At 65.5% G+C, this 19,707-nt stretch carries 19 protein-coding genes and 1 tRNA gene; 13 read left to right on the top strand and 7 right to left on the bottom strand.

Annotated features, from left to right (window positions below; all coding sequences use genetic code 11):
* Positions 1-32: 32 nt before the first annotated feature.
* Complete coding sequence (locus OPU69_RS12805; protein WP_498511504.1) at positions 33-449, bottom strand: response regulator; 417 nt, start codon at positions 447-449, stop codon at positions 33-35.
* A gap of 109 nt (positions 450-558) precedes the next feature.
* On the opposite strand from OPU69_RS12805, the gene OPU69_RS12800 reads away from it, so the two are divergent.
* The 5 genes from OPU69_RS12800 to OPU69_RS12780 all read left to right on the top strand — a co-directional run bounded on the left by OPU69_RS12800 (position 559) and on the right by OPU69_RS12780 (position 4,495).
* A complete protein-coding gene (locus tag OPU69_RS12800) occupies positions 559-1,317 on the top strand; it encodes a Crp/Fnr family transcriptional regulator (RefSeq protein WP_498511502.1) in 759 nt (252 codons plus the stop codon).
* Positions 1,307-2,305, top strand: coding sequence for a sensor histidine kinase (locus OPU69_RS12795; protein WP_060977917.1), 999 nt, complete (start codon positions 1,307-1,309; stop codon positions 2,303-2,305). The genes OPU69_RS12800 and OPU69_RS12795 overlap by 11 nt, the downstream gene beginning before the upstream one ends.
* A 159-nt stretch (positions 2,306-2,464) precedes the next feature.
* Positions 2,465-3,079, top strand: a complete 615-nt coding sequence (locus OPU69_RS12790) for an SRPBCC family protein (protein ID WP_060977918.1) — start codon at positions 2,465-2,467, stop codon at positions 3,077-3,079.
* Positions 3,080-3,122: 43 nt separating this feature from the next.
* Positions 3,123-4,292: a zinc-dependent alcohol dehydrogenase gene (locus tag OPU69_RS12785; RefSeq protein WP_060977919.1), complete on the top strand. Its 1,170-nt coding sequence runs from the start codon at positions 3,123-3,125 to the stop codon at positions 4,290-4,292.
* Between the two features lie 23 nt (positions 4,293-4,315).
* Entirely contained in the window at positions 4,316-4,495 is a 180-nt protein-coding gene (locus OPU69_RS12780) for a PLDc N-terminal domain-containing protein (protein ID WP_060977920.1), read from the top strand.
* A 12-nt stretch (positions 4,496-4,507) separates the two neighbouring features.
* Here OPU69_RS12780 and OPU69_RS12775 read toward each other — a convergent pair whose 3' ends face one another.
* Positions 4,508-5,026, bottom strand: a complete 519-nt coding sequence (locus OPU69_RS12775) for a DNA-deoxyinosine glycosylase (protein WP_498511499.1) — start codon at positions 5,024-5,026, stop codon at positions 4,508-4,510.
* Positions 5,027-5,104: 78 nt separating this feature from the next.
* Positions 5,105-5,178: transfer RNA gene (locus tag OPU69_RS12770), tRNA-Gln, on the bottom strand.
* Positions 5,179-5,353: 175 nt separating this feature from the next.
* On the opposite strand from OPU69_RS12770, the gene OPU69_RS12765 reads away from it, so the two are divergent.
* From OPU69_RS12765 to OPU69_RS12755, 3 genes are all read left to right on the top strand, one after another.
* The gene (locus tag OPU69_RS12765) at positions 5,354-6,592 is read left to right on the top strand and encodes a Ppx/GppA phosphatase family protein (RefSeq protein WP_498511497.1); all 1,239 of its coding nucleotides are present in this window, start codon (positions 5,354-5,356) and stop codon (positions 6,590-6,592) included.
* On the top strand, positions 6,589-7,362 hold the full coding sequence (locus OPU69_RS12760; RefSeq protein WP_082730784.1) for an RlmE family RNA methyltransferase: 774 nt from the start codon (positions 6,589-6,591) through the stop codon (positions 7,360-7,362). Before OPU69_RS12765 ends, OPU69_RS12760 begins: the two co-directional genes overlap by 4 nt.
* A gap of 95 nt (positions 7,363-7,457) precedes the next feature.
* The gene (locus tag OPU69_RS12755; RefSeq protein WP_498511494.1) at positions 7,458-8,675 is read left to right on the top strand and encodes an MFS transporter; all 1,218 of its coding nucleotides are present in this window, start codon (positions 7,458-7,460) and stop codon (positions 8,673-8,675) included.
* Between the two features lie 65 nt (positions 8,676-8,740).
* On the opposite strand, the gene OPU69_RS12750 is transcribed toward OPU69_RS12755, so the two are convergent.
* A complete protein-coding gene (locus OPU69_RS12750) occupies positions 8,741-11,515 on the bottom strand; it encodes a TonB-dependent receptor (protein ID WP_498511492.1) in 2,775 nt (924 codons plus the stop codon).
* A 152-nt stretch (positions 11,516-11,667) separates the two neighbouring features.
* Positions 11,668-12,348 carry a ligase-associated DNA damage response endonuclease PdeM gene (gene pdeM, locus OPU69_RS12745; protein WP_498511490.1) on the bottom strand — a complete coding sequence of 227 codons (681 nt, stop codon included), beginning with the start codon at positions 12,346-12,348 and terminating at the stop codon, positions 11,668-11,670.
* Between the two features lie 80 nt (positions 12,349-12,428).
* Here pdeM and trhO point away from each other — a divergent pair, with 80 nt between their 5' ends.
* Complete coding sequence (gene trhO / locus OPU69_RS12740; RefSeq protein ID WP_498511488.1) at positions 12,429-13,202, top strand: oxygen-dependent tRNA uridine(34) hydroxylase TrhO; 774 nt, start codon at positions 12,429-12,431, stop codon at positions 13,200-13,202.
* 69 nt (positions 13,203-13,271) lie between these two features.
* Here trhO and OPU69_RS12735 read toward each other — a convergent pair whose 3' ends face one another.
* Positions 13,272-14,372 (bottom strand): fatty acid desaturase family protein, encoded by a 1,101-nt coding sequence (locus tag OPU69_RS12735; RefSeq protein WP_498511486.1) that lies wholly within the window; start codon positions 14,370-14,372, stop codon positions 13,272-13,274.
* Positions 14,373-14,518: 146 nt separating this feature from the next.
* Here OPU69_RS12735 and OPU69_RS12730 point away from each other — a divergent pair, with 146 nt between their 5' ends.
* The 3 genes from OPU69_RS12730 to wecB all read left to right on the top strand — a co-directional run bounded on the left by OPU69_RS12730 (position 14,519) and on the right by wecB (position 18,281).
* Complete coding sequence (locus OPU69_RS12730; protein WP_498511484.1) at positions 14,519-15,679, top strand: N-acetyltransferase; 1,161 nt, start codon at positions 14,519-14,521, stop codon at positions 15,677-15,679.
* Positions 15,680-15,820: 141 nt separating this feature from the next.
* Positions 15,821-17,122, top strand: a complete 1,302-nt coding sequence (locus OPU69_RS12725) for a UDP-glucose dehydrogenase family protein (RefSeq protein WP_498511482.1) — start codon at positions 15,821-15,823, stop codon at positions 17,120-17,122.
* Positions 17,123-17,150: 28 nt separating this feature from the next.
* Positions 17,151-18,281: a non-hydrolyzing UDP-N-acetylglucosamine 2-epimerase gene (gene wecB, locus OPU69_RS12720; protein ID WP_498511480.1), complete on the top strand. Its 1,131-nt coding sequence runs from the start codon at positions 17,151-17,153 to the stop codon at positions 18,279-18,281.
* Here the strand turns inward: wecB and OPU69_RS12715 are convergent.
* On the bottom strand, positions 18,276-19,061 hold the full coding sequence (locus OPU69_RS12715; protein ID WP_498511478.1) for a LytTR family DNA-binding domain-containing protein: 786 nt from the start codon (positions 19,059-19,061) through the stop codon (positions 18,276-18,278). The two genes, wecB and OPU69_RS12715, sit on opposite strands and share 6 nt — an antisense overlap.
* A 177-nt stretch (positions 19,062-19,238) precedes the next feature.
* Here OPU69_RS12715 and OPU69_RS12710 point away from each other — a divergent pair, with 177 nt between their 5' ends.
* Complete coding sequence (locus tag OPU69_RS12710) at positions 19,239-19,697, top strand: DUF2141 domain-containing protein (RefSeq protein ID WP_060977931.1); 459 nt, start codon at positions 19,239-19,241, stop codon at positions 19,695-19,697.
* Positions 19,698-19,707: the final 10 nt, after the last annotated feature.

The raw sequence follows: 19,707 nt of genomic DNA, 5'->3' as shown, positions 1-19,707 counted from the left end.
CTGAACTTACATAGGCAAGTCCATTTCGGCGTTCAGCGCAACGGCCCTCCCCGCGCGCTCTGCATCATGCGCGCGATCATCTGCATCATCTCGGTAAAGCTCTGGTGCGACAGCGGCTTTTCGAAGCGCGTGACCTCGCGAAAGCAATCGGCAATCGGGTCTTCGCCATAGCCGGTGCAGAAGAGAAAGGGGATGTCCAGCGCCTCGAGATGGCGGGCAAGGGGAAAGACCAGCGTGCCGCGCAAGTTGATATCGAGCACAGCCACATCGACCGATCCCGCCTGATCGAGCGCTTGCAGGGCAGCGTCGAGGGTTGCGGCCGGCCCAACGATCTGCGCGCCATGCGCAACCAGCCGCCGCGAGAAATCATCGGCGATCAGGAAATCGTCTTCCACGACGAGGACGCGGCAGCCGCGCAGCAAGGCTTCGTCAGACGGCGGTGATGTCATTGACCACTCAAGCTTTTTTCACTGGAACGGATGAGTTCGGTTTCCCTGTGCAACATACTCGCAGGCCGTGCGTAGGTTCCCCGGAAGACGCCATGGGAGGCCGAAAATCTTGACGCCGCACGTCACCTTGAAGCTGCGCGGCTTTGGCGAATTGAACAGCGCGTCTGAAGCCTGGCTGGCCAAGCGGGTGCAACGCGATGTGCGCGCCCTGCCCCCGCGGGTCGATCTCGTGCGTCAGGGCGAAGGCAGCGGTCCGTTGCATGTGCTGATCGAAGGCTGGGCAATCCGCTACAAGACGCTCGAGGATGGGCGCAGGCAGATTCTCTCGGTCCTCATCCCCGGCGATATCTTCGACATCAACGGCCATCTCGCAAAATCGATGGACCACAGCATCGCCACGCTGACCCAGACGCGCGTCGCGCTGCTGGACGACGATTTTCTCGATATCGCCCGCGCCCGGCACTCCGACCTAGAGAAGCTGCTCTGGTGCGACATGCATGTTTCCTCTGCCATCCAGCGCGAGCGGTCCACCTCGCTCGGACAGCGCACGGCGCGCGAGCGGATGGCGCATTTTCTGTGCGAGCTGTTCCTGCGTCAGCGCTCGGTCGGGCTCAGTACCGGCCGCAGGTGCAGCTTCCACCTCACCCAGACCGAACTGGCCGAGGCGCTCGGCATGACTCCGGTCTATGTCAATCGCACGCTGCAGGATCTGCGCCGTGACGGGCTGATCCAGCTCGAACAGAAATGTCTGACGGTGCTCGACCTGCCGCGGCTCGAAGCAACTGCCCTGTTTGATGGCGGTTATCTCAAGATCTGCGATGCCGATGGCGGGGCAGGTGCGCACAAGGAGAATGCTCATGCCTTCTAGCTGGTCCGGCCCGGTCCAGACGCTCAACCATTTCATCGCTACGCTGCCGCTGCTCGTGTGGCGCGCGGGGCGCGATGGGGCGTGGCTCTGGGCGAGCCCGCAATGGGAGGCGTTTACCGGCCAGAGCGAGGCCGAGTATGTCGGCGATGGCTGGCTTGATGTCGTCCATCCCGACGATCGCGAGGCTGCGCAAACCGCATGGAGCCTCGCGTCCGATCGGCAGAGTTTCGAGGTCGAATTTCGCATCCGAAAGGCGGAAGAAGACCGCTATTACTGGCACAAGACCCGCGCCGGACCGGTCCACGGCGATGATGGCAGCATCATCGAATGGCTGGGCACCTCGACCGATATCGACGACCTCAAGCGATTGCGCGACCAGGAGCGGTCGCTGCTGGGGGAGTTGCAGCATCGCGTCCGCAACACGCTGGGCGTGGTGCGGGCGCTGTCGCGGCGGACGGCAGACCATTGCGATACCATTGAGGATTTCGTCGCCAAGTTCGACGGGCGCATCAACACCTTCGCGCGCACCCAGTCGCTTTCGACCCGCTCAGCGACTGGCCAGGTCAACCTTGCCGATCTGGTGCATGACGAGCTGCTGAGCCACCATCTCGACGGCGAGGAACAGGTGCGCGCCGAAGGGCCGGACATCATGCTGGGGGTCAAGGCCGCGAACATGCTGGGCCTGGCAATCCACGAGCTTGCCAGCCATGCGGTGACCTTTGGCGAACCGGGTGATCCGCCGCCGCGCCTGCAGGTGCAATGGGGCATTGACGATAGCGCCGCCAAGCCGCTGCTGACGCTGATCTGGAAGGAAGAGGGCCGCAACCTCTCAGATCCCGATCAGGCGCTGGGCGCACTGGCGCGCGATTTTGTCGAGCGCGCGCTGCATTACGAGATGGATGCCGAGACTGCGATCGAGACGCTGCCCGGCGGGCTGATGTTCGATGTGCGCTTGCCGCTCGCTCGCGCGCAGGATCGCGACAGCTGACCGCGGAATATGCGGATTTTATCGGTACTTACCAACCCATGTGATGATCGCGGGCGGCCTCGCCGCCTAATCCTGACCCCGACACGGTGCCTTTACCCACCCCCCGACGAGCCTTGAGGGGCACCGTGTCACCATTGCTCGCAACCAGGGACACAGGCCATGAACATCGCCAACTGGGCCCGATACGGGCTCGCTGCCACGCTTGCCACTGCGGCAGGCGGGGTCCTGATCTATCGCCGCAAGCCGGGCATCAACCATGATGCCGCCCCCGCGCGCAGCGCCCGGCACCGCCGACGCTTTGGCGATTATCGCGTCACCGGCGCCACCGTCACCATCCGCGCCACCCCCGAGCAGATCCGCGCCTGCTGGCAGGGCACTGCACAGCTCTGGTCGGTACTCGAATATCTGCCCTTTCCCGAAGGCAACCAGCCCGATCTGCTGCTGCCCCCATCCGAACTGCGCGACATGGCCTCGCGCCCGCTGCTCACCCGGATCGTCGCCGAGCGCGAGGACGAGCTGATCGCCTGGCGCTCCGAGGGCGAGGGCCATGCCGATATGCACGGCCGACTGCGCTTTCGCGACAATGGCGACAAGGGCACGGCGGTCGAGGTGATCATGGCGGTGCGTCCGCACCATTTTGCGTCTGCCTGGAAGACCGAGGCGATGATGGCCGAAGCGCTCGAGCTGGGCCTGCTGCGCGATCTGCGCCGGATGAAGATGCTGGTCGAGACGGGCGAAATCGCCACCGCGAAGATGCGCCCCGACGCCGCCTGAGGCCCGTGCATCCCGATCCCCCGAATACAAGGAACCTCAAGCCATGCGTGCTGCCACCTTTCAGGGCAAGGGCGATATCGACGTCCGTCAGATGCCCGACCCTGCCATCGTCAACCCGCGCGACTGCATCATCGAAGTCACCTCCACCGCGATCTGCGGGTCGGACCTCCACCTGTATGACGGCGTGATCCCTGCGGTCGAAAAGGATGACATATTGGGTCACGAGTTCATGGGCCGGGTCGTCGCCGTGGGCAAGGATAGCACGCTTGAGGTCGGCCAGCGCGTCGTCGTGCCCTTCACCATCTTCTGCGGCCAATGCTTCCACTGCAGCGAGCAGCGCTACAGCAATTGCGACAACAGCTGCCCGGTCGAGGACCAGGAAGTCGCCGAAAAGGCGTTCGGCCACCCGATGGCTGGCATGTTCGGCTATTCGCACCTGACCGGGGGCTATGCCGGTGGCCAGGCCGAATATGTCCGCATCCCCTATTCGGACGTCGTGCCTTTGGTCGTGCCCGAGGATATTCCCGACGAGCGGCTGCTGTTCCTCTCGGATATCCTGCCCACCGGCTGGATGGCCGCGCTCAACGCCGAGATCGCGCCGGGCGACACCATCGCGGTCTGGGGCTGCGGCCCGGTCGGGCTGTTCACGATCCTCAGCGCCTTCCAGCAAAAGGCCGGGCGCGTGATCGCGATCGACGGTGTCCAGGGGCGGCTCGACATGGCCGAGCAGCTGGGCGCCGAGCCGGTCAATTTCCACGAGACCGACATTCTCGATGCGCTCAAGCAGATGACCGGCGGGATCGGCCCTGATGCGGTGATCGACGCGGTCGGCATGGAAGCGCACGGCTTTGTGGTCGACAATATCGCCGACCGGATCAAGCAGACGGTCGGCCTGGGGCAAGACCGTGCGCATGTGCTGCGCCAGGCGATCATGGCCTGCCGCAAGGGTGGGCGCGTCTCGGTCCCCGGTGTCTATGGCGGCAAGGCCGATCTGTTTCCCCTGGGTGCGATGATGCAGAAGGGGCTGCAGCTGCGCACCGGTCAGACGCATGTTCGACGCTATACGGCGGAACTACTCGACCTCATCGAGCGTGATGTCATTGATCCCAGTTTCTTGATCAGCCACCGCCTGCCGCTCGACGAGGCAGCGACCGGCTACCGCAATTTCCGCGATCATCAGAATGAATGGATCAAGGTGGTCATGCACCCCTGATCGCGGTCCCGAGGAGAATACCCATGGAATACAGCATTTTCGGCATCGTCATCCTGATTCTGGACGTGATCGCGGTGCTCAGCGTCTGGGGCAGCGGTGCCACCACCACGACCAAATTGCTCTGGACGCTGCTCATCGTCATCCTTCCGGTAATCGGTCTGATCGCCTGGTTCTTCCTCGGCCCCAAGCGCGGGCGGGTCTGACCGCGGCGTTGGTCAGCCCGGCGGCAGGATGAAGGCCCGTAACGGCTGCCAGGCTTCGGCCTTGGCAGCGAGGGGCAGTGTATAAGCCGGGCTGCTCGACGGCAAAGGCACGATCGGCAGGTCCAGCCCGGCCAGCGCGCGCAGCGCGCCCCTCGCCGACAGCGCACCATTGCAGCCGATCGCGCGCAGATGCGGCAGCCGCTCGACCAGCGGGCGCAGCGGATTGGCCACGGCATCGCGAATATCGCCATCCAGGCTCGATCCGCGCCGCGCCGACCCGATCACATCCCACAGACCGATGCCGCGCGCGCCGATTCGCTCGAGCCGCGCGGCATAGTCGAGCGCGACCAGCGATTCGCCGATCACTCGCTCCATCAGCGCCCAGAAATGGTTGCGCGGATGCCCGTAATAGCGCCCAGCCGCCAGCGACGCCCGGCCCGGAAGACTGCCCAGCAGCAGCAGCGTGCAGGTCTGGGGCAGCACCGGCGCAAGGCCGCTCACAGGGTCAGATAGCGGGGGAGAGTGCGTCATGTCGGCGTTTCAGCACGCCGCGACCAGGTGCGCACTATCCTGCGCAAGGCTGGTCGATCGGGGTTTTCGGGAAGGAGATGGATGCCCCCCAAGGATTCGAACCTTGATTAACGGAGTCAGAGTCCGTGGTCTTACCATTAGACGAAGGGGCAGTAGGCGGTCGCAATTAGGCGCGTCGGCGGACGCGGTCAAGACCCAAATCGCGACGAATCGGTGCCAAGCTTGCGCATTCACCGCATATTGGCTAGCCTTGGCCTCAAGTACCGGCGAAGCGTGGACATATTGGCCGCGTGGGCATGCCCGGATGAGAAAAAGAGCGATTTTGGCATGGTGGAGCAACCCACATCCATGCCGCAGGCCGAATCCCCCGCAATCACCCCGTCCGATGGCGGCAAGGTTGCCAAGGAACTGGCAAATCCCGCCAGAAATGGCCGGAATGCGGCACGACAGCGAGGCAGGTCCAAGACGGGTGCCCATCAGGGCCAGCGCGGCCCGGGGCCCGCACCCGGCACACCGACGCGAATCACCGAATCCAGACCGGCAAAGAGCGGCCATGGCGATCGTGGCGGCTGGAATGCCCGGCGCGCCTATGCCGCGATCGATCTCGGCACCAACAATTGCAGATTGCTGATCGCGAAACCGGCCGCGGACGGCTTTGTCGTGGTCGATGCGTTCTCCCGCGTCGTGCGGCTGGGCGAGGGCCTTGGCCAGAGCGGACGGCTGAGCGATGCCGCAATGGATCGCGCGGTCGCCGCTTTGTCGATCTGCGCCGACAAGCTGCGCCGCCGCCATGTCGCGCTGGCGCGGTCGGTCGCGACCGAGGCGTGCCGCAAGGCGAGCAACGGCCCGGCCTTTATCGATCGCGTGCGCCGCGAAACCGGGATCGTGCTCGACATCATCACCGCCGAGGAAGAGGCGCGGCTCGCGGTGCTGGGCTGTCATATCCTGCTCGAACCCGGCGATGGCCCGGCGCTGATCTTCGATATCGGCGGCGGATCGACCGAGCTCGTGCTGGTCGACAGCTCAGGCCCGGTGCCCGACATTCTCGACTGGATGAGCGTGCCCTGGGGCGTGGTGACGCTGACCGAGAGCGAGCGCTTCGATCATGACGATCCCGAGTCGCGCGCGGCCGCCTATGCGCGAATGCGAGCGCGGGTGATGGACGGCTTTGCCCCCTTTGCCCGCCGGTTGCCACAGCTGCCCGATGCAGAGCGGCGGTTGCTCGGCACCAGCGGCACGGTGACGACGCTCGCCAGCCTGCATCTCGACCTGCCTTGTTATAACCGCGACGCGATCGACGGGCTGATCGTTCCGTCCGAATCGATGCGCGCCATCAGCGCGCGGCTGGCGGGCATGAGCCTGAACCAGCGGCGCGAACTGCCCTGCATCGGCAAGGAGCGCGCCGATCTGGTGGTGGCGGGCTGCGCCATTCTCGAATCGATCCTCGACATATGGCCCGCCATGCGGCTGGGCGTCGCCGATCGCGGCATTCGCGAGGGCATATTGCGCGCATTGATGGGCAAGGATGCGCCGCAACCACGCTCCGCGCATGAGCAACGCGCATGAGCGGCGACGGCAAGGATGGCGGTGCCGGCAGCGGTAGCGGCGGCGGAAGGATTCCCGGCGATTCGCGGCGCAAGGCCAAGGGCAAATATGGCGATGGTCTCAAGCAGCGGGTCAAGACTGCGCGCGGGCGCACCGCCTCGTCCAACCGCTGGCTCGAGCGCCAGCTCAACGATCCCTATGTCCGCAAGGCCAAGGCCGAAGGCTATCGCAGCCGCGCGGTGTACAAGCTGGTCGAGCTCGACGAGAAATTCGCCATCGTGCGCAAGGCGCGGCATGTGGTCGATTTAGGCATTGCGCCGGGCGGCTGGTCGCAGCTGGTGCGCCGGGTGAACCCCAAGGCGGCAGTGGTCGGCATCGACCTGCTGCCGGTCGACCCGATCGAGGGCGTCACCATCTTCCAGATGGACTTCATGGCCGATGATGCGCCGGGCAAGCTGATCGATGCGCTCGGCGGCAGGCCCGATCTGGTTCTGTCCGACATGGCGGCGAACACCGTCGGCCACAAGCAGACCGATCATCTGCGCACCATGGGGCTGGTCGAGGCGGCGGCGCATTTCGCGGTCGATCAGCTGATCGAGGGTGGGACCTTCGTTGCCAAGGTGCTGGCCGGTGGCACCGACAACGACCTGCTCACGCTGCTCAAGCAGCATTTCAAGACCGTGAAGCACGCCAAGCCGCCTGCCAGCCGCAAGGGCAGCAACGAATGGTATGTCGTGGCGCAAGGTCGCAAACCGCGAGCAGCGTCTGCGGGCGGCGACGAACTGGCCTGAAACTGGGGGTGATTCGCCTTGCCCTGTGGGGCGGAATGGCGATGCTGGGGGCTGATGCAGCCTGACCGATGCGCTGCCATGGACGTGGGGGCCTCATGATCCATCGCAATTTGCTGGTTCTGGCGTCGATCGTGTTCATCGACATGGCCGGTATCGGCCTGATCGTGCCGGTGATGCCGTCGCTGATCCAGTCGCTGACAGGGCAAGGCCTCGATCACGCGGCGACCTGGGGCGGCTGGCTGCTGTTCACTTATGCTGCGATGCAATTCCTGTTCGCGCCGGTGATAGGGGGGCTGAGCGACCGGTTCGGGCGGCGTCCGGTGCTGCTGGCGACGCTGGCGCTGCTGGGCGTCGACTATGCGCTGATGGCTATTGCACCCAGCCTTGCCTGGCTGTTCGCAGGCCGCGCCATTTCGGGCGTGATGGGCGCAAGCTATGCCGCCGCGAACAGCTGCATCGCCGACAGCATTCCGGCCGAGCGGCGCGGGGCGGCGTTTGGCATGCTCGGCGGCGCGGGCGCAGCGGGCTTCGTGCTCGGCCCGGCGATCGGCGGGCTGATCGGCCAGTTTGGCGACCGGCTGCCGTTTGTCGCTGCGGCTCTGTTGTGCGCCGCCGGGGCGGTTTTCGGGCTGTTGCGGTTCGAGGAAACGCTTCTTCCCGAGCGGCGGCGGCGATTCGATCCCTTCCGATCCAATCCGCTGGGCACGATTCGCCGAATGCGGCGCATCCCGCTGGTCATGGGATGCCTCTGCGCGATCTTCCTGATGCAGCTCGCCAGCCAGGCGCAGCTCTCGGTCTGGGCCTATTATGGCACGGCGAAATTCGAGTGGACGCCTGCGGTCACCGGCGCAACCATCGCGCTGTTCGGCATATTGCTGGTTTTGACCCAGGGCGTGCTGTCGGGCAAGGCCATCGCCCGCTTCGGCCCGGTGCGCACCGCGACGATCAGTCTGCTGTTCTCGATCCCCTCGTTTCTGACGCTCGCCTTTGCGCCGAGCACGCCCGTGGTGATCCTGGGTGTGATCATCGGTGCCATCCCGGGCATGTGCTTCCCGGCGATGCAGCAGCTGATGAGCCCCCGCGTGGCCGAAGACGCGCAGGGCGAGTTGCAGGGTGCCATCGCCAGCACGATCAGCCTGACCGCGATCATCGGACCGCCGCTGATGACCGGGGTGTTTGCCGCTAATGCCGATGCCCAGGGCCCCTTCTTCCCCGGCGCACCCTTTGTCGTTGCAGCAGGGCTGATGGCAGGCGCGGTGACGGTGCTGACGGTCACGCTGTTGCGCCATGCCGGGCAACCCTCCGCCGCCTGAGCGCAGCAAAAAGCCCCGCCCGCGATGTGCGGACGGGGCTGTTTCGCCTTACCCTTGCAGAGCGATCAGAAACGGCCGCGCAGGGTGATGCCATAGGTGCGCGGTTCGCCCAGGAAGGCCGAGAAAATCTGGCGTCCACCGGGGAATTGCGGATCGACGAACGGCGCTGCGGTCGTACCGGCCTGGAACGGGCTGTTGAACGCGACCTGGGTGAAGTCCTCGTTGAACAGGTTCTGTGCCCAGAGCTCGACCGCCCAGGCCTGGTCCGGACCGCGCAGGCCGACGCGTGCGTTGACCACCACGAAGCTCGGCTGTTCCTTCTGCGGGAACAGGTCCGATCCGGTGTTGAAGGCATCGGTCACGCGGGTGTCGAGATAGACCAGACCCGAAAGGCCGTTATTGCCGATATCCGGCGTCCAGGCCATCGATCCGGTCAGCGTCAGCTCGGGCGCGTTCGACAGGTTGTCGCCGGGCAGCTTGCGCAGCGCCGGATCCAGCGGCGCGCCGTTGCGGTTGCCGATCAGGTTGTTGCGATAGCTGGTATCGGCATAGGTCAGACCGCCATTGACCGTGAAGGTGCGCGACGGACGGATCGAGGCTTCGAGCTCGACGCCTTGGGCGACCACGCCATAGGTCACGTCGCCACGGGCACAGCCGCCGGTCGTGGCGCTGAGATCGCGGTCGGCGCCGGCGAGATCGGTCGAGCAGCCGTTGACCGTCTGCACCAGGAAGACGGTGCCGTTGAAGGTGTTGAGCTGGAAATTCTCGAACTGCTGACGGAACAGCGCGAGGTTGATGGTCAGCGGACCGCGCGAATATTTCGCGCCCAGTTCGAACGCATCGACGATTTCCTGGTCGAACTGCAGGTTGCGCACCAGCGCCTGCGCACCGCCGACCGCCGCGAAGGTGGTCACCGGAGCGCCGCCCAGCGGAGCGACGACCGGGCCCTTAAGCGCCGAACGGTCGAGGTTGAAACCGCCTGCCTTGTAGCCGCGCGAATAGCTGCCGTAGAGCAGCAGATCGTCGGTGGGCTTCCACGACAGCACCGCGGTGCCGGTGAACTCGTTCTCGCTGCGGCGATCGCGGATCGATACGCCGTTGAGCTCTGCGGTCGAGTTGCCCTGGCAGCCCAGGCCGACCAGAGCGCCAGCCAGCGCGCGTGCGGTGGCATTGGGGCTGATCAGATCGTCGGTGAGCGATGCCTGCAGGCGGGTACAGACGGTGTTGTCGTTGCTGAAGGTCGCGTTGAAGCGCTTGCGCTCGTTGGTGTAGCGCAGGCCGACCGTCAGATCGAGATTGTCGGTGATGTGGAAGATATTGTGCGTGAAGAACGCATAGTTGCGGCTGTTCTGGAAATAGCGATCGCTGATCGAGCCGAGATTGTTGAGCGTATCGAGCAGCGCGAAGCCGTTGGCGATATCCGCGCCGGTCTGTCCACCGCCGCTCGCCGCAGCCAGCGTGGCGGGACCCACGCCGGGTGCGACGCATCCCGGCGAGGTCGGCGAATACAGGCCGGCGAGACCGCCGCCCGAGATGATGCGGCAGGTGGCGAAGCGGCCATATTGGTTGCCGAAGCGCAGGTTGTCGCGCACGGTCAGGTCTTCGTCGGCGAAATAGCCACCGACCAGCCAGTCGAGCTTGCCGTCGAACGCCTCGCCCTGCAGGCGCAGTTCCTGGGTGAAGGTCTTGAACTGGCGGAACTGGGCGTCGGTATCGTCGGCGCGATAGAGAATGTCGACCGCGCTGTAATCGGTGTCCGATGCCTGGCTGTTCTTGTAATAGCGATAGCCGGTGATCGAAGTCAGCGTTGCGCCGCCCATGTCCCAGTTCACTTCGAGCGAGAGACCGCCATCCTTGGTCTTGCCGTTATAGGTGCGGCCGCGGGTGACGAAGGTGTTGCGGCTGAACGGATCGTTGAACGAACCGATCGGCTGGCCGAGGTCGCGCAGCACGTTGATGATGTTGTTGCCCGTGGTCTGGAGCGGCGCGAGCGGAGTCGACGGGTTGTTGAGGTCGCCGATCAGCGGGTTGAAATCGCGGCCCAGATAAACCGCACCGCAGCAGCGCTCGTCGCGGTTGGTATAGTCGGCGATGAAGCGGAACGAGACCGCATCCACCGGCTCCCACAGCAGCTGGCCCTTGACGAAATAGCGGTCGCGATTGTTCAGGTCGATATTGTTGTTCACATCGCGCAGGAAGCCGTCGCGCTTTTCGTACACGCCGTCGAAGCGCGCCGCGAGCGTTTCGCTCAACGGGCCGGTGAGGCCGGCCTGCAGACGGATATTGTCGAAATTGCCATAGGTCGCCTCGCCAAAGCCGCCGAATTCGAATTCGGGCTTTTTCGAGTAGATCGACAGGATACCGGCCGAGGCGTTGCGGCCGAACAAGGTGCCCTGCGGACCGCGCAGCACTTCCACCCGGTCGAGCTCACCCAGTTCGTTGAGACCGATGCCCGAGCGCGAGCGATAGACGCCGTCGATGAACACCGCGACCGAGCTTTCGAGGCCCGGATTGTCACCCACCGTGCCGATACCGCGGATACGCGCCGATCCGTTCGCCTCGTTGCCGGTGGAGGATACGAGCAGCGAGGGGACGACCTGGTTCAGCTGGCGGATGTCGTTGGCGCCGGTATTCTCGAGCGTTTCGGCGTTGACGGCCGACACCGCGACCGGAACGTCGGACAGCAGCTGCTCGCGGCCCTGGGCCACGACGACGATGGTGTTGCTGTCGTTGACGCCTTCCTGATCCGTATCCTGCGCCAGGGCGGGGCTCGCCATGGCCACCAGGCCGGCTGAAAGCATGAGGGACACACGGCTGGCTTTGCCGAAACGCATGGGCATATCTCTCTCCTGATTGTGGTCTCTCTGGCGGTCATGCGCCGCCTTGACGTGAACGTTAGACCAAAATCGGCGGGATTCCAGCGGTTGCGCGGGCTGCCCGCAAAAATGCAGGGCGTTGTCGCGAAAACGCAACACCAGTTATGCAAGTGACTTTATCGCCGGAATTCTGCCGTTTTTTGCAAGTCGAAGCGCAAGGCCGCGCTTTCCGTAGCGACAAAGGCGTGCGGGTGGGCGCCCAGCACGGAGAGAATAGCCGGGTCATCGGCATCGAGCCCTCCGGTCAATGCACCGAAGGCGGGCAGGATCAGCCGGTCGGAACAGGCGACGAAACAGGGGCGCGAGACCGTCCGCCCGCGCAGCCGTACCCTGAGGCGCGGATGAAAATGGCCCGAGAGTTCGGGCACGCTCCTGCACGATTCGGCCCTGTGGCGGAGCGCCAGCCCGGCGATTTCGGCCTCCTCGACCACCCTGCCGCCGAAACCGGTTTCGAGCGCGCTGTCATGGTTGCCGGTGATCCAGTGCAGCGCGACACGTTGCGCCAGTCGCTCAAGCCGATCGACCAGAGCGGAGTCGAGCCGTGATGCGCCGTCGCTGTCGTGGAAATTGTCGCCCAGGCACCACAGGCTGGTCGCGCCCGAGGCCGCAAGCGCGCGTTCGAGCCGGTCGAGCGTCGCCGCGCTGTCATAGGGCGGCAGCATCTGCCCGCCCCGTGCATACCAGCTTGCCTTTTCGAAATGCAGATCGGCGACGAACAACGCCTTTTCGCGCGGCCAGTAGAGCGCGGCGCGATCGACGATGACGAAATCCTGCCCGGCGAACGAAAGGGGAACCATGGCTCTGCCATGCCGCAGACATCGGGGTGTTGCAAGCCCGGTGCTTGGCAGATCGTCGCACGCCGATTATGGGCCAGCGCATGACCTTGCCCACCGACTATCCGCTGACCGTCGCGGCGCTCTATCACTTTGCGACGGTTCCCGAGCCTGGCGCGGTGCGCGATGCGCTGCACGCGCTGTGCGAAGCGCAGGGATTGTGCGGCACGCTGCTGATCGCGCACGAGGGCGTCAACGGCACGATCGCCGGGCCCGATGCGGGCGTCGCCGCGCTGGTCGCTGCGATCCGCGCGATGCCGGGCTTCGCGTCGATCGAAGTCAAATATTCGGGCGCGCACGAACCCCCGTTCAAGCGGCTCAAGGTCAAGGTGAAGCGCGAGATCGTCACCATGGGCGTGCCCGATATCGACCCGGTGCATGGCCAGGGCGCCTATGTCGAACCCGCGGACTGGAACGCGCTGATCGCCGATCCCGATACGGTGGTGATCGACACGCGCAACAGCTTCGAATTCGCGCAAGGGACCTTTGCCGGATCGGTCGATCCCGGCACCGAACGGTTCACCCAGTTTCCCGCCTGGTTCGACGCGCAGGCCGAGGAACTGCGCCAATCGGGCAAGAAGATCGCGATGTTCTGCACCGGCGGCATCCGCTGCGAAAAGGCCACCGCCTATGTCCGCGCGCAGGGATTTGACGAGGTTTATCACCTCAAGGGCGGCATCCTGAAATATCTGGAACAGGTGCCCGCCGAGCAATCGCTGTTCGAGGGCGGCTGCTTCGTCTTCGACGAGCGGGTCGCGCTGGGCCAGGGGCTCGAATTGCTCGACGTCGAACGCGCGGTGGCCAAGGGCGGGGATTGATCCCCGACCCTTTATCATTGTCGCCCCCCGCAAAGGGGGGATTCCCGTTTTCGCGGGAATGACGGGAATTCAGCGCCGTCCGAAAGTGCTCTTCACCAGCCGCGCCACCAGCCCGCTCAGGCTGCGATAGTTTGCGAGGCTATAGGTCGATTCCACGCCCAGTTCGCGCACCAGGCGGCGGTGCGCCTCGGGCAGCGCGTGATAGGGTATGCCGGGCAGCAGATGGTGCAGCGCATGGTAGCGCAGGCCCACCGGCGCCCAGAGCTCGGGCAGCAGTCCGGGCGGCGGCACGTTGACGCTGTCGAGATATTGCGCCGTCACGCTCATCGGCTCCTCCTCGTTCTCCCACAGATGCGCGACCAGGGTGCGTATCTGGTTGAGCACCATGGTGCCCGAGACGATGGCGAGACCAATCAGGAAGGCACGCAGCGGCAAGGTGCCGGTCGCGACCAGCGCGATCAGTGTCATCGCCCAGGCGCTGGCGAGCGTTTCGAGCACCAGCCAGTGGCGGCGCGCCTCGCCCTCGGGCATGACGCGGCGGAAGGCGGGGTTGATCACCAGCCCAGAATAACGCTCGACGACGATGCGGCGCAGCGGCGGGATGATCAGCGAGAGCGGCGACAGCACGCCATAGCGCACGATAAGGCCGATCGGGCCCAGGGCCGCGACCAGCACGAACAGCGGCACCGTCCACGGCTTCATCAGCGCGAGCGGCAGATATTCGGGGTCCTTGACCGTGCCATAGCGCAGCCGCTGGTGGTGCAGATTGTGCACGCCCTCGTACATGAAGCTGGGAATGAGCAGCGGAATGCCGACCAGCGCGTTCCAGCCGGCATTGAATCCGGGGACGGCATCGGGGCGCAAATGAGTCAGTTCGTGGATGAAGCTGCCCGCGCGGTAGAGCGCCAGGATCGCGACCAGCGCGCACAGCAGCGCTAGCCCGGTGCCATCGACCAGGATCGCGCCGACCAGCGCGCCATAGCCGACCGCGACCGAGGCGAGCATGTCCGCCCAGTAAACGCCCGGCTTCGCGGCGTTGAGATCGCGCGTCAGCGATGCGGCCGCGCGGATCATCGCCATGTCGTCGGGCACCTGGCCGCTGGCGCGCGCCAGGGTCGCGCCCTGGGCGGCACTGCGGCCGGAATCGGAAAGGGGGAAACTGCTAGCCATGATGTTCCTGTACTGATCGCCCGCTTAAGCCACGGCAACGTGGCAGCATGATGGCAATATCTGGCCCGCAATTCCTTGACACAGATCATGGCGGAGCGACAAAGGGCACGGCCCTTTGGGGCTTCCATGACGATGAAGGATGAGTTTTGGCGGACCAGCAGCAGATAAGCGTCAGCCCGGTGAACGACAAGGCCGCCCTCAAGGCGTTCGTCGATATCGCCTATGATCTGAATGCCTCCGACCCGGCCTGGGTGCCGCCCCTGCGCGCCGAAGTCTACGAGATGTTCAATCCGGCCAAGAACCCGTTTTATGGCCATGCCACCGTCCAGCCGATGATCGCGCGGCGCGGTGGCAAGGTGGTGGGGCGCATCTCAGCGCATATCGACCATCTCGCGCTGACCCAGCCGGTCGAACAGGGCATGGGCCCCGGCACTGGCAATTTCGGCATGTTCGAGGCGGCGGACGAGGCCGTAGCCCGCGCGCTGCTGAACGCGGCCGAGCAATGGCTGCGCGACCAGGGAATGACCCGCGCACTCGGCCCCTTGAGCCTGTCGATCTGGGACGAGCCGGGGCTGCTCACCTTCGGCCATGACCGCCCGCCGATCATCATGATGGGGCATCACAACGCCGCCTATCAGGGCTGGATCGAGCGCGCCGGCTACACGCCCGCCAAGAAGCTGCTGTCCTACGAGCTGCCGATCGTCGAGGGCTTTTCGCCGCTGGTCCAGCGCATCGTCGCCGCCGGGCGCAAGAACGAGCGCATCCGGCTGCGCAAGGTCGACAAGAGCCGGTTCGACGAGGATGCCGCCACGATCCTGGCGATCCTCAACGATGCCTGGGGCGAGAACTGGGGCTTCGTGCCGATCACCGATGCAGAGGTCGCCTATATCGGCAAGAAGCTGCGCCCGCTGGTGCGCGAGGACCTGATCATGATCGCCGAATATGACGGCCGTCCTGTCGCGTTCCTGATGACGCTGCCCGATATCAACACCGTCACCGCGCCGCTCAACGGATCGCTCTTCCCCTTCGGCTGGGCCAAGCTGCTCTGGTGGCTGCGCACCTGCCGTTCGCCCAGCGTGCGCGTGCCGCTGATGGGCGTGGTCAAGGACCTGCAGAACACGCGCATGGCCGCGCAGCTTGCCTTCATGCTGATCGAGACAATCCGCGTCGAGGCGGTGAAGAATTACGGCACGGTGCGCGGCGAGATCGGCTGGGTGCTCGAGGACAATCAGGGCATGAACGCGATCGCCGATGCGATCGAGAGCAAGGTCAACCGCGAATATCTGATCTACGAAAAGCCGCTCTGATCGCCTGACCGGACTGCCGGGCGTTCAGACCATTGCAACATTCGCGCGTTAAGGCGTCCGGCCGGCCCGGCGCGGCGGGGATTTGACGCCCCGTTTTGCGCCCACTAGACGACACGCAAACGCTGTGGAGCTTATCCCCTTATGAAGATCGCGATGATTGGTTCGGGCTATGTCGGCCTGGTGTCGGGTGCCTGTTTCGCCGATTTCGGCCATGACGTGGTCTGCGTCGACAAGGATCCGGCCAAGATCGAATCTCTGCTCGCCGGCAAGATGCCGATCTACGAGCCGGGGCTTGAAGGGCTGGTTGCCGCCAATGTGCGCGCTGGCCGCCTGTCGTTCTCGACCGATCTGCCCTCGAGCGTCGCCGATGCCGATGCGGTGTTCATCGCGGTGGGCACGCCCTCGCGCCGCGGCGACGGCTTTGCGGACCTCAGCTATGTGCGCGATGCCGCGCGCGAGATCGGCGAATCGATCCGCAAGCGCTGCGTCGTGGTCACCAAATCGACCGTTCCGGTCGGCACCGGCGACGAGGTCGAGAAGATCATCCGACAGACCGCGCCGGAGGCCGATTTCGAGGTCGTCTCCAACCCCGAATTCCTGCGTGAGGGCGCGGCGATCGGCGATTTCAAGCGGCCCGACCGCATCGTCGTCGGCACCGAGGTCGAATGGGCACGCGAATATATGCGCGAGATCTACCAGCCGCTGTTCCTCAACGAATCGCCGATTCTGTTCGTCTCGCGCCGCACGTCCGAGGTGATCAAATACGCCGCGAACGCGTTCCTTGCCACCAAGATCACCTTCATCAACGAGATGGCGGACCTGTGCGAGAAGGTCGGCGCGAACGTGCAGGACGTCTCGCGCGGCATCGGGCTCGATGGGCGGATCGGCGCCAAGTTCCTGCATGCCGGCCCCGGCTATGGCGGCAGCTGCTTCCCCAAGGACACGCTCGCGCTGATGAAGACCGCGCAGGACCATGAGGCCCCGCTGCAGATCGTCGAGGCCGTGGTGCGCGTCAACGACCTGCGCAAGCGCGCGATGGCGCGCAAGGTGATCGCGGCGATGGGCGGCGATGTAGAGGGCAAGCGCATCGCGATGCTGGGCCTGACCTTCAAGCCGAATACCGACGACATGCGCGATGCCCCCGCGATCGTCATCGCCCAGGGGCTGATCGACGCGGGCGCTGAGGTCATCGCCTATGATCCCGAGGGCATGGAGGCGGCACGGTCGCTGATGCCTGTGGTCATCATGGCGGAAGGGGCGTATCAGGCGCTGCAGGATGCCGATTGCGCGGTGATCGTGACGGAATGGGACGTGTTCCGCGCGCTCGCGCTGCCCCGCGTGCTCGCCACCATGCGCGGCAACACGCTGGTCGACCTGCGCAACATCTACAAGCCCGAGCAGATGAAGGCGGCGGGCTTCCATTATGTGAGCGTCGGCCGCTGAGCCACGACGCCTGAAGGGAGAGCGGAGCATGGCCAGACGTATCGCGGTGATCTTCGGCACCCGGCCCGAGGCGATCAAGCTGTTCCCGGTGGTGGCCGCGCTCCAGGCCGCGCCGGATCTGGAACCGGTGGTGCTGGTCACCGGCCAGCATCGCGAGATGCTCGACCAGGTGCTGGAAATCGCCGGGCTGGTACCCGATCATGACCTCGCGCTGATGCAGCCGGGCCAGAGCCTCGACGAGATCAGCGCGCGGCTGCTCACCGGCATCGGCAGCGTGCTCGATGCCGAAAAGCCCGACATGGTGATCGTGCAGGGCGATACTGCGACCGCGATGTGCGGCGCGCTCGCCGCCTATTATCGCAAGATTCCGGTCGCGCATGTCGAGGCGGGCCTGCGCTCGGGCAATATCTATCATCCCTGGCCCGAAGAGGTGAACCGCAAGATCATCGGATCCTTCGCCGACCTGCACTTCGCACCGACCGAAACCGCCGCCAGCGCCCTGCGCCGCGAGGCGGTGGACGAGGCGAAGATTCTGGTCACCGGCAACACCGTGATTGATGCGCTGCACTGGGTGACCGGCAAGCTGGAAGCCGATCCGGGCCGGGCGAACGTGATCGCGCCCATCGAACAGCGCTTTGCGGGCAAGCGGATCATCGGCGTCACCACCCATCGGCGCGAGAATTTCGGCAGCGGGATGGACGATATCGCCCATGCCATTCGCGAACTCGCCGCGCGCGACGATGTCGCGATCATCTTCCCCGTGCACCTCAATCCGCAGGTGCGTGCCGCGATGCTGCCGATCCTGGGTGGGCTGGACAATGTCGCGCTGCTCGAGCCGCTCGACTATCTCAACTTCACCCGGCTGCTGCAGATTGCCGAGCTGATGCTGACCGATAGCGGCGGCGTGCAGGAAGAGGCTCCGGCGCTCGGCAAGCCCGTGCTGGTGATGCGCGACACCACCGAGCGGCCCGAGGGCGTCGCGGCGGGCACGGCGAAGCTGGTCGGCACCGACCGCGCGACGATCATCGCCGAAGCGACCCGGCTGCTCGACGATGGGCAAGCTTATGCCGCGATGGCGCAGGCGCACAATCCCTTTGGCGACGGCAAGAGCTCAGCCCGGATCGTCAATGCCATCAGCGCCTGGTTCGCCCGCCTATAGCCAGCCCTGGCTGCGCAGCACCGGCTGCATCGCCCTCGACACCGGCGCGCTGATATTACCGGGCAGCGCCAGTTCCATCCGGCCCGATTGCTGGCGCACCGCCTGCACCGCATCGCGCGCAACCCACCAGCTGCGATGCACGCGCGCGCCCGCCGAATCGTCGAGCAGCGCACAGGCATCGGCCATGCGCATCAGCACCAGATCGCTGCCCAGATCGGTATGCACGCGCAGATAATGGTCCTCCGCCTCGATCGCGATCAGCCGTCCGGCGCGCAACCGGTGCGGCAGCTTTTCGGCGAGCAGCGGCGGAAGCGCGGAGTGATCGGTCACGGGGGCTTCGGCAGAGGTCGATGCGGGCGCAGGCTCGGTTGCAGGCTGCGGCATGGGCACGACCGCCGCCTGGACGACCTGGTGTCCAGTCGCCAGATAGTTGATCGTGGTGAGCACCACCGAAATGAGCAGCACCGCCAGCCAGAATTCGAGCACGACGATCGGCGTGATCAGGCCGATGCCGAAGAACAGCGCGCTGACCACGATGACGATGAAGCTGTGCGGCAGCGAGACGAGCAGCGCGACCAGCCCGGCCTCTGCCCAGCGATGCGCCGCGAGGCCGCCCCAGCCGCGCACCAGCGCATTGACCCCCAGGCCGAGCAGCGATCCGGGCAGGATCACCGCCGCCCAATAGGCAAAGCGCTGGAGAAAGGGCGCAGCCTGGGTGCCCATCGCGCCCAGATAGGCGAGCACCGCCGCCGCGATTATCCCGATGACAAGTCCCCGCAATGCCTGGCTTTTCGCATCCCAAGCATTTCGCGAAGCGTGAACGGCAGGGGGTGGCAACTCACGCATCAGGGCGGGCAACTCGCGTAACCGGACAGGACAGCCGGGTCTAGCTGCGCCAGGGTGAGGGGGTCAAGCATGGCCCCGTCGCCATCGCAACCCGCAAGGAGAACCAGACCCATGAAAGCCCTGTATCTCGCCGCCACGCTCGCGCTTGCCACCGCCGGAAACGGCATCGCCTGGGCCAGCGCGCCCGCTACCGCCCCTGCCGCCTCCAACGCGGCGCTGACCGTTACCTTCGAGCAGATCGAGATGCCTGAGGGCCAGATCCTGCTCAGCCTCTATGACAACGAAGGTGCGCACGATGCGGGCGGCAAGCCGGTGCGCGCCGCGATGGCCAAGGTGGAAGGCAAGACCGTCTCGGTCCGCTTCGAGGGCCTCGCGCCCGGCCGCTATGCGATCAAGGCGTTTCATGATGTCGATGGCGACGGCAAGATGAAGACAAACCCCTTCGGCATGCCGCTCGAACCCTTTGCCTTTTCGAACAACGCCAAGCCCGTGGGCGGCCCGGCGCGCTGGCAGGCGGCCAGCTTCGACGTGCCCGCCGGCGGTTCCGAAACCCGCATCGCGATCCAGTAAGGACACGATC

It is taken from the genome of Blastomonas sp. 34TW, from assembly GCF_059803595.1.
The sequence above is the reverse complement of the archived record's forward strand: the minus strand, read 5'-3'. Positions and strand labels throughout refer to the sequence as shown.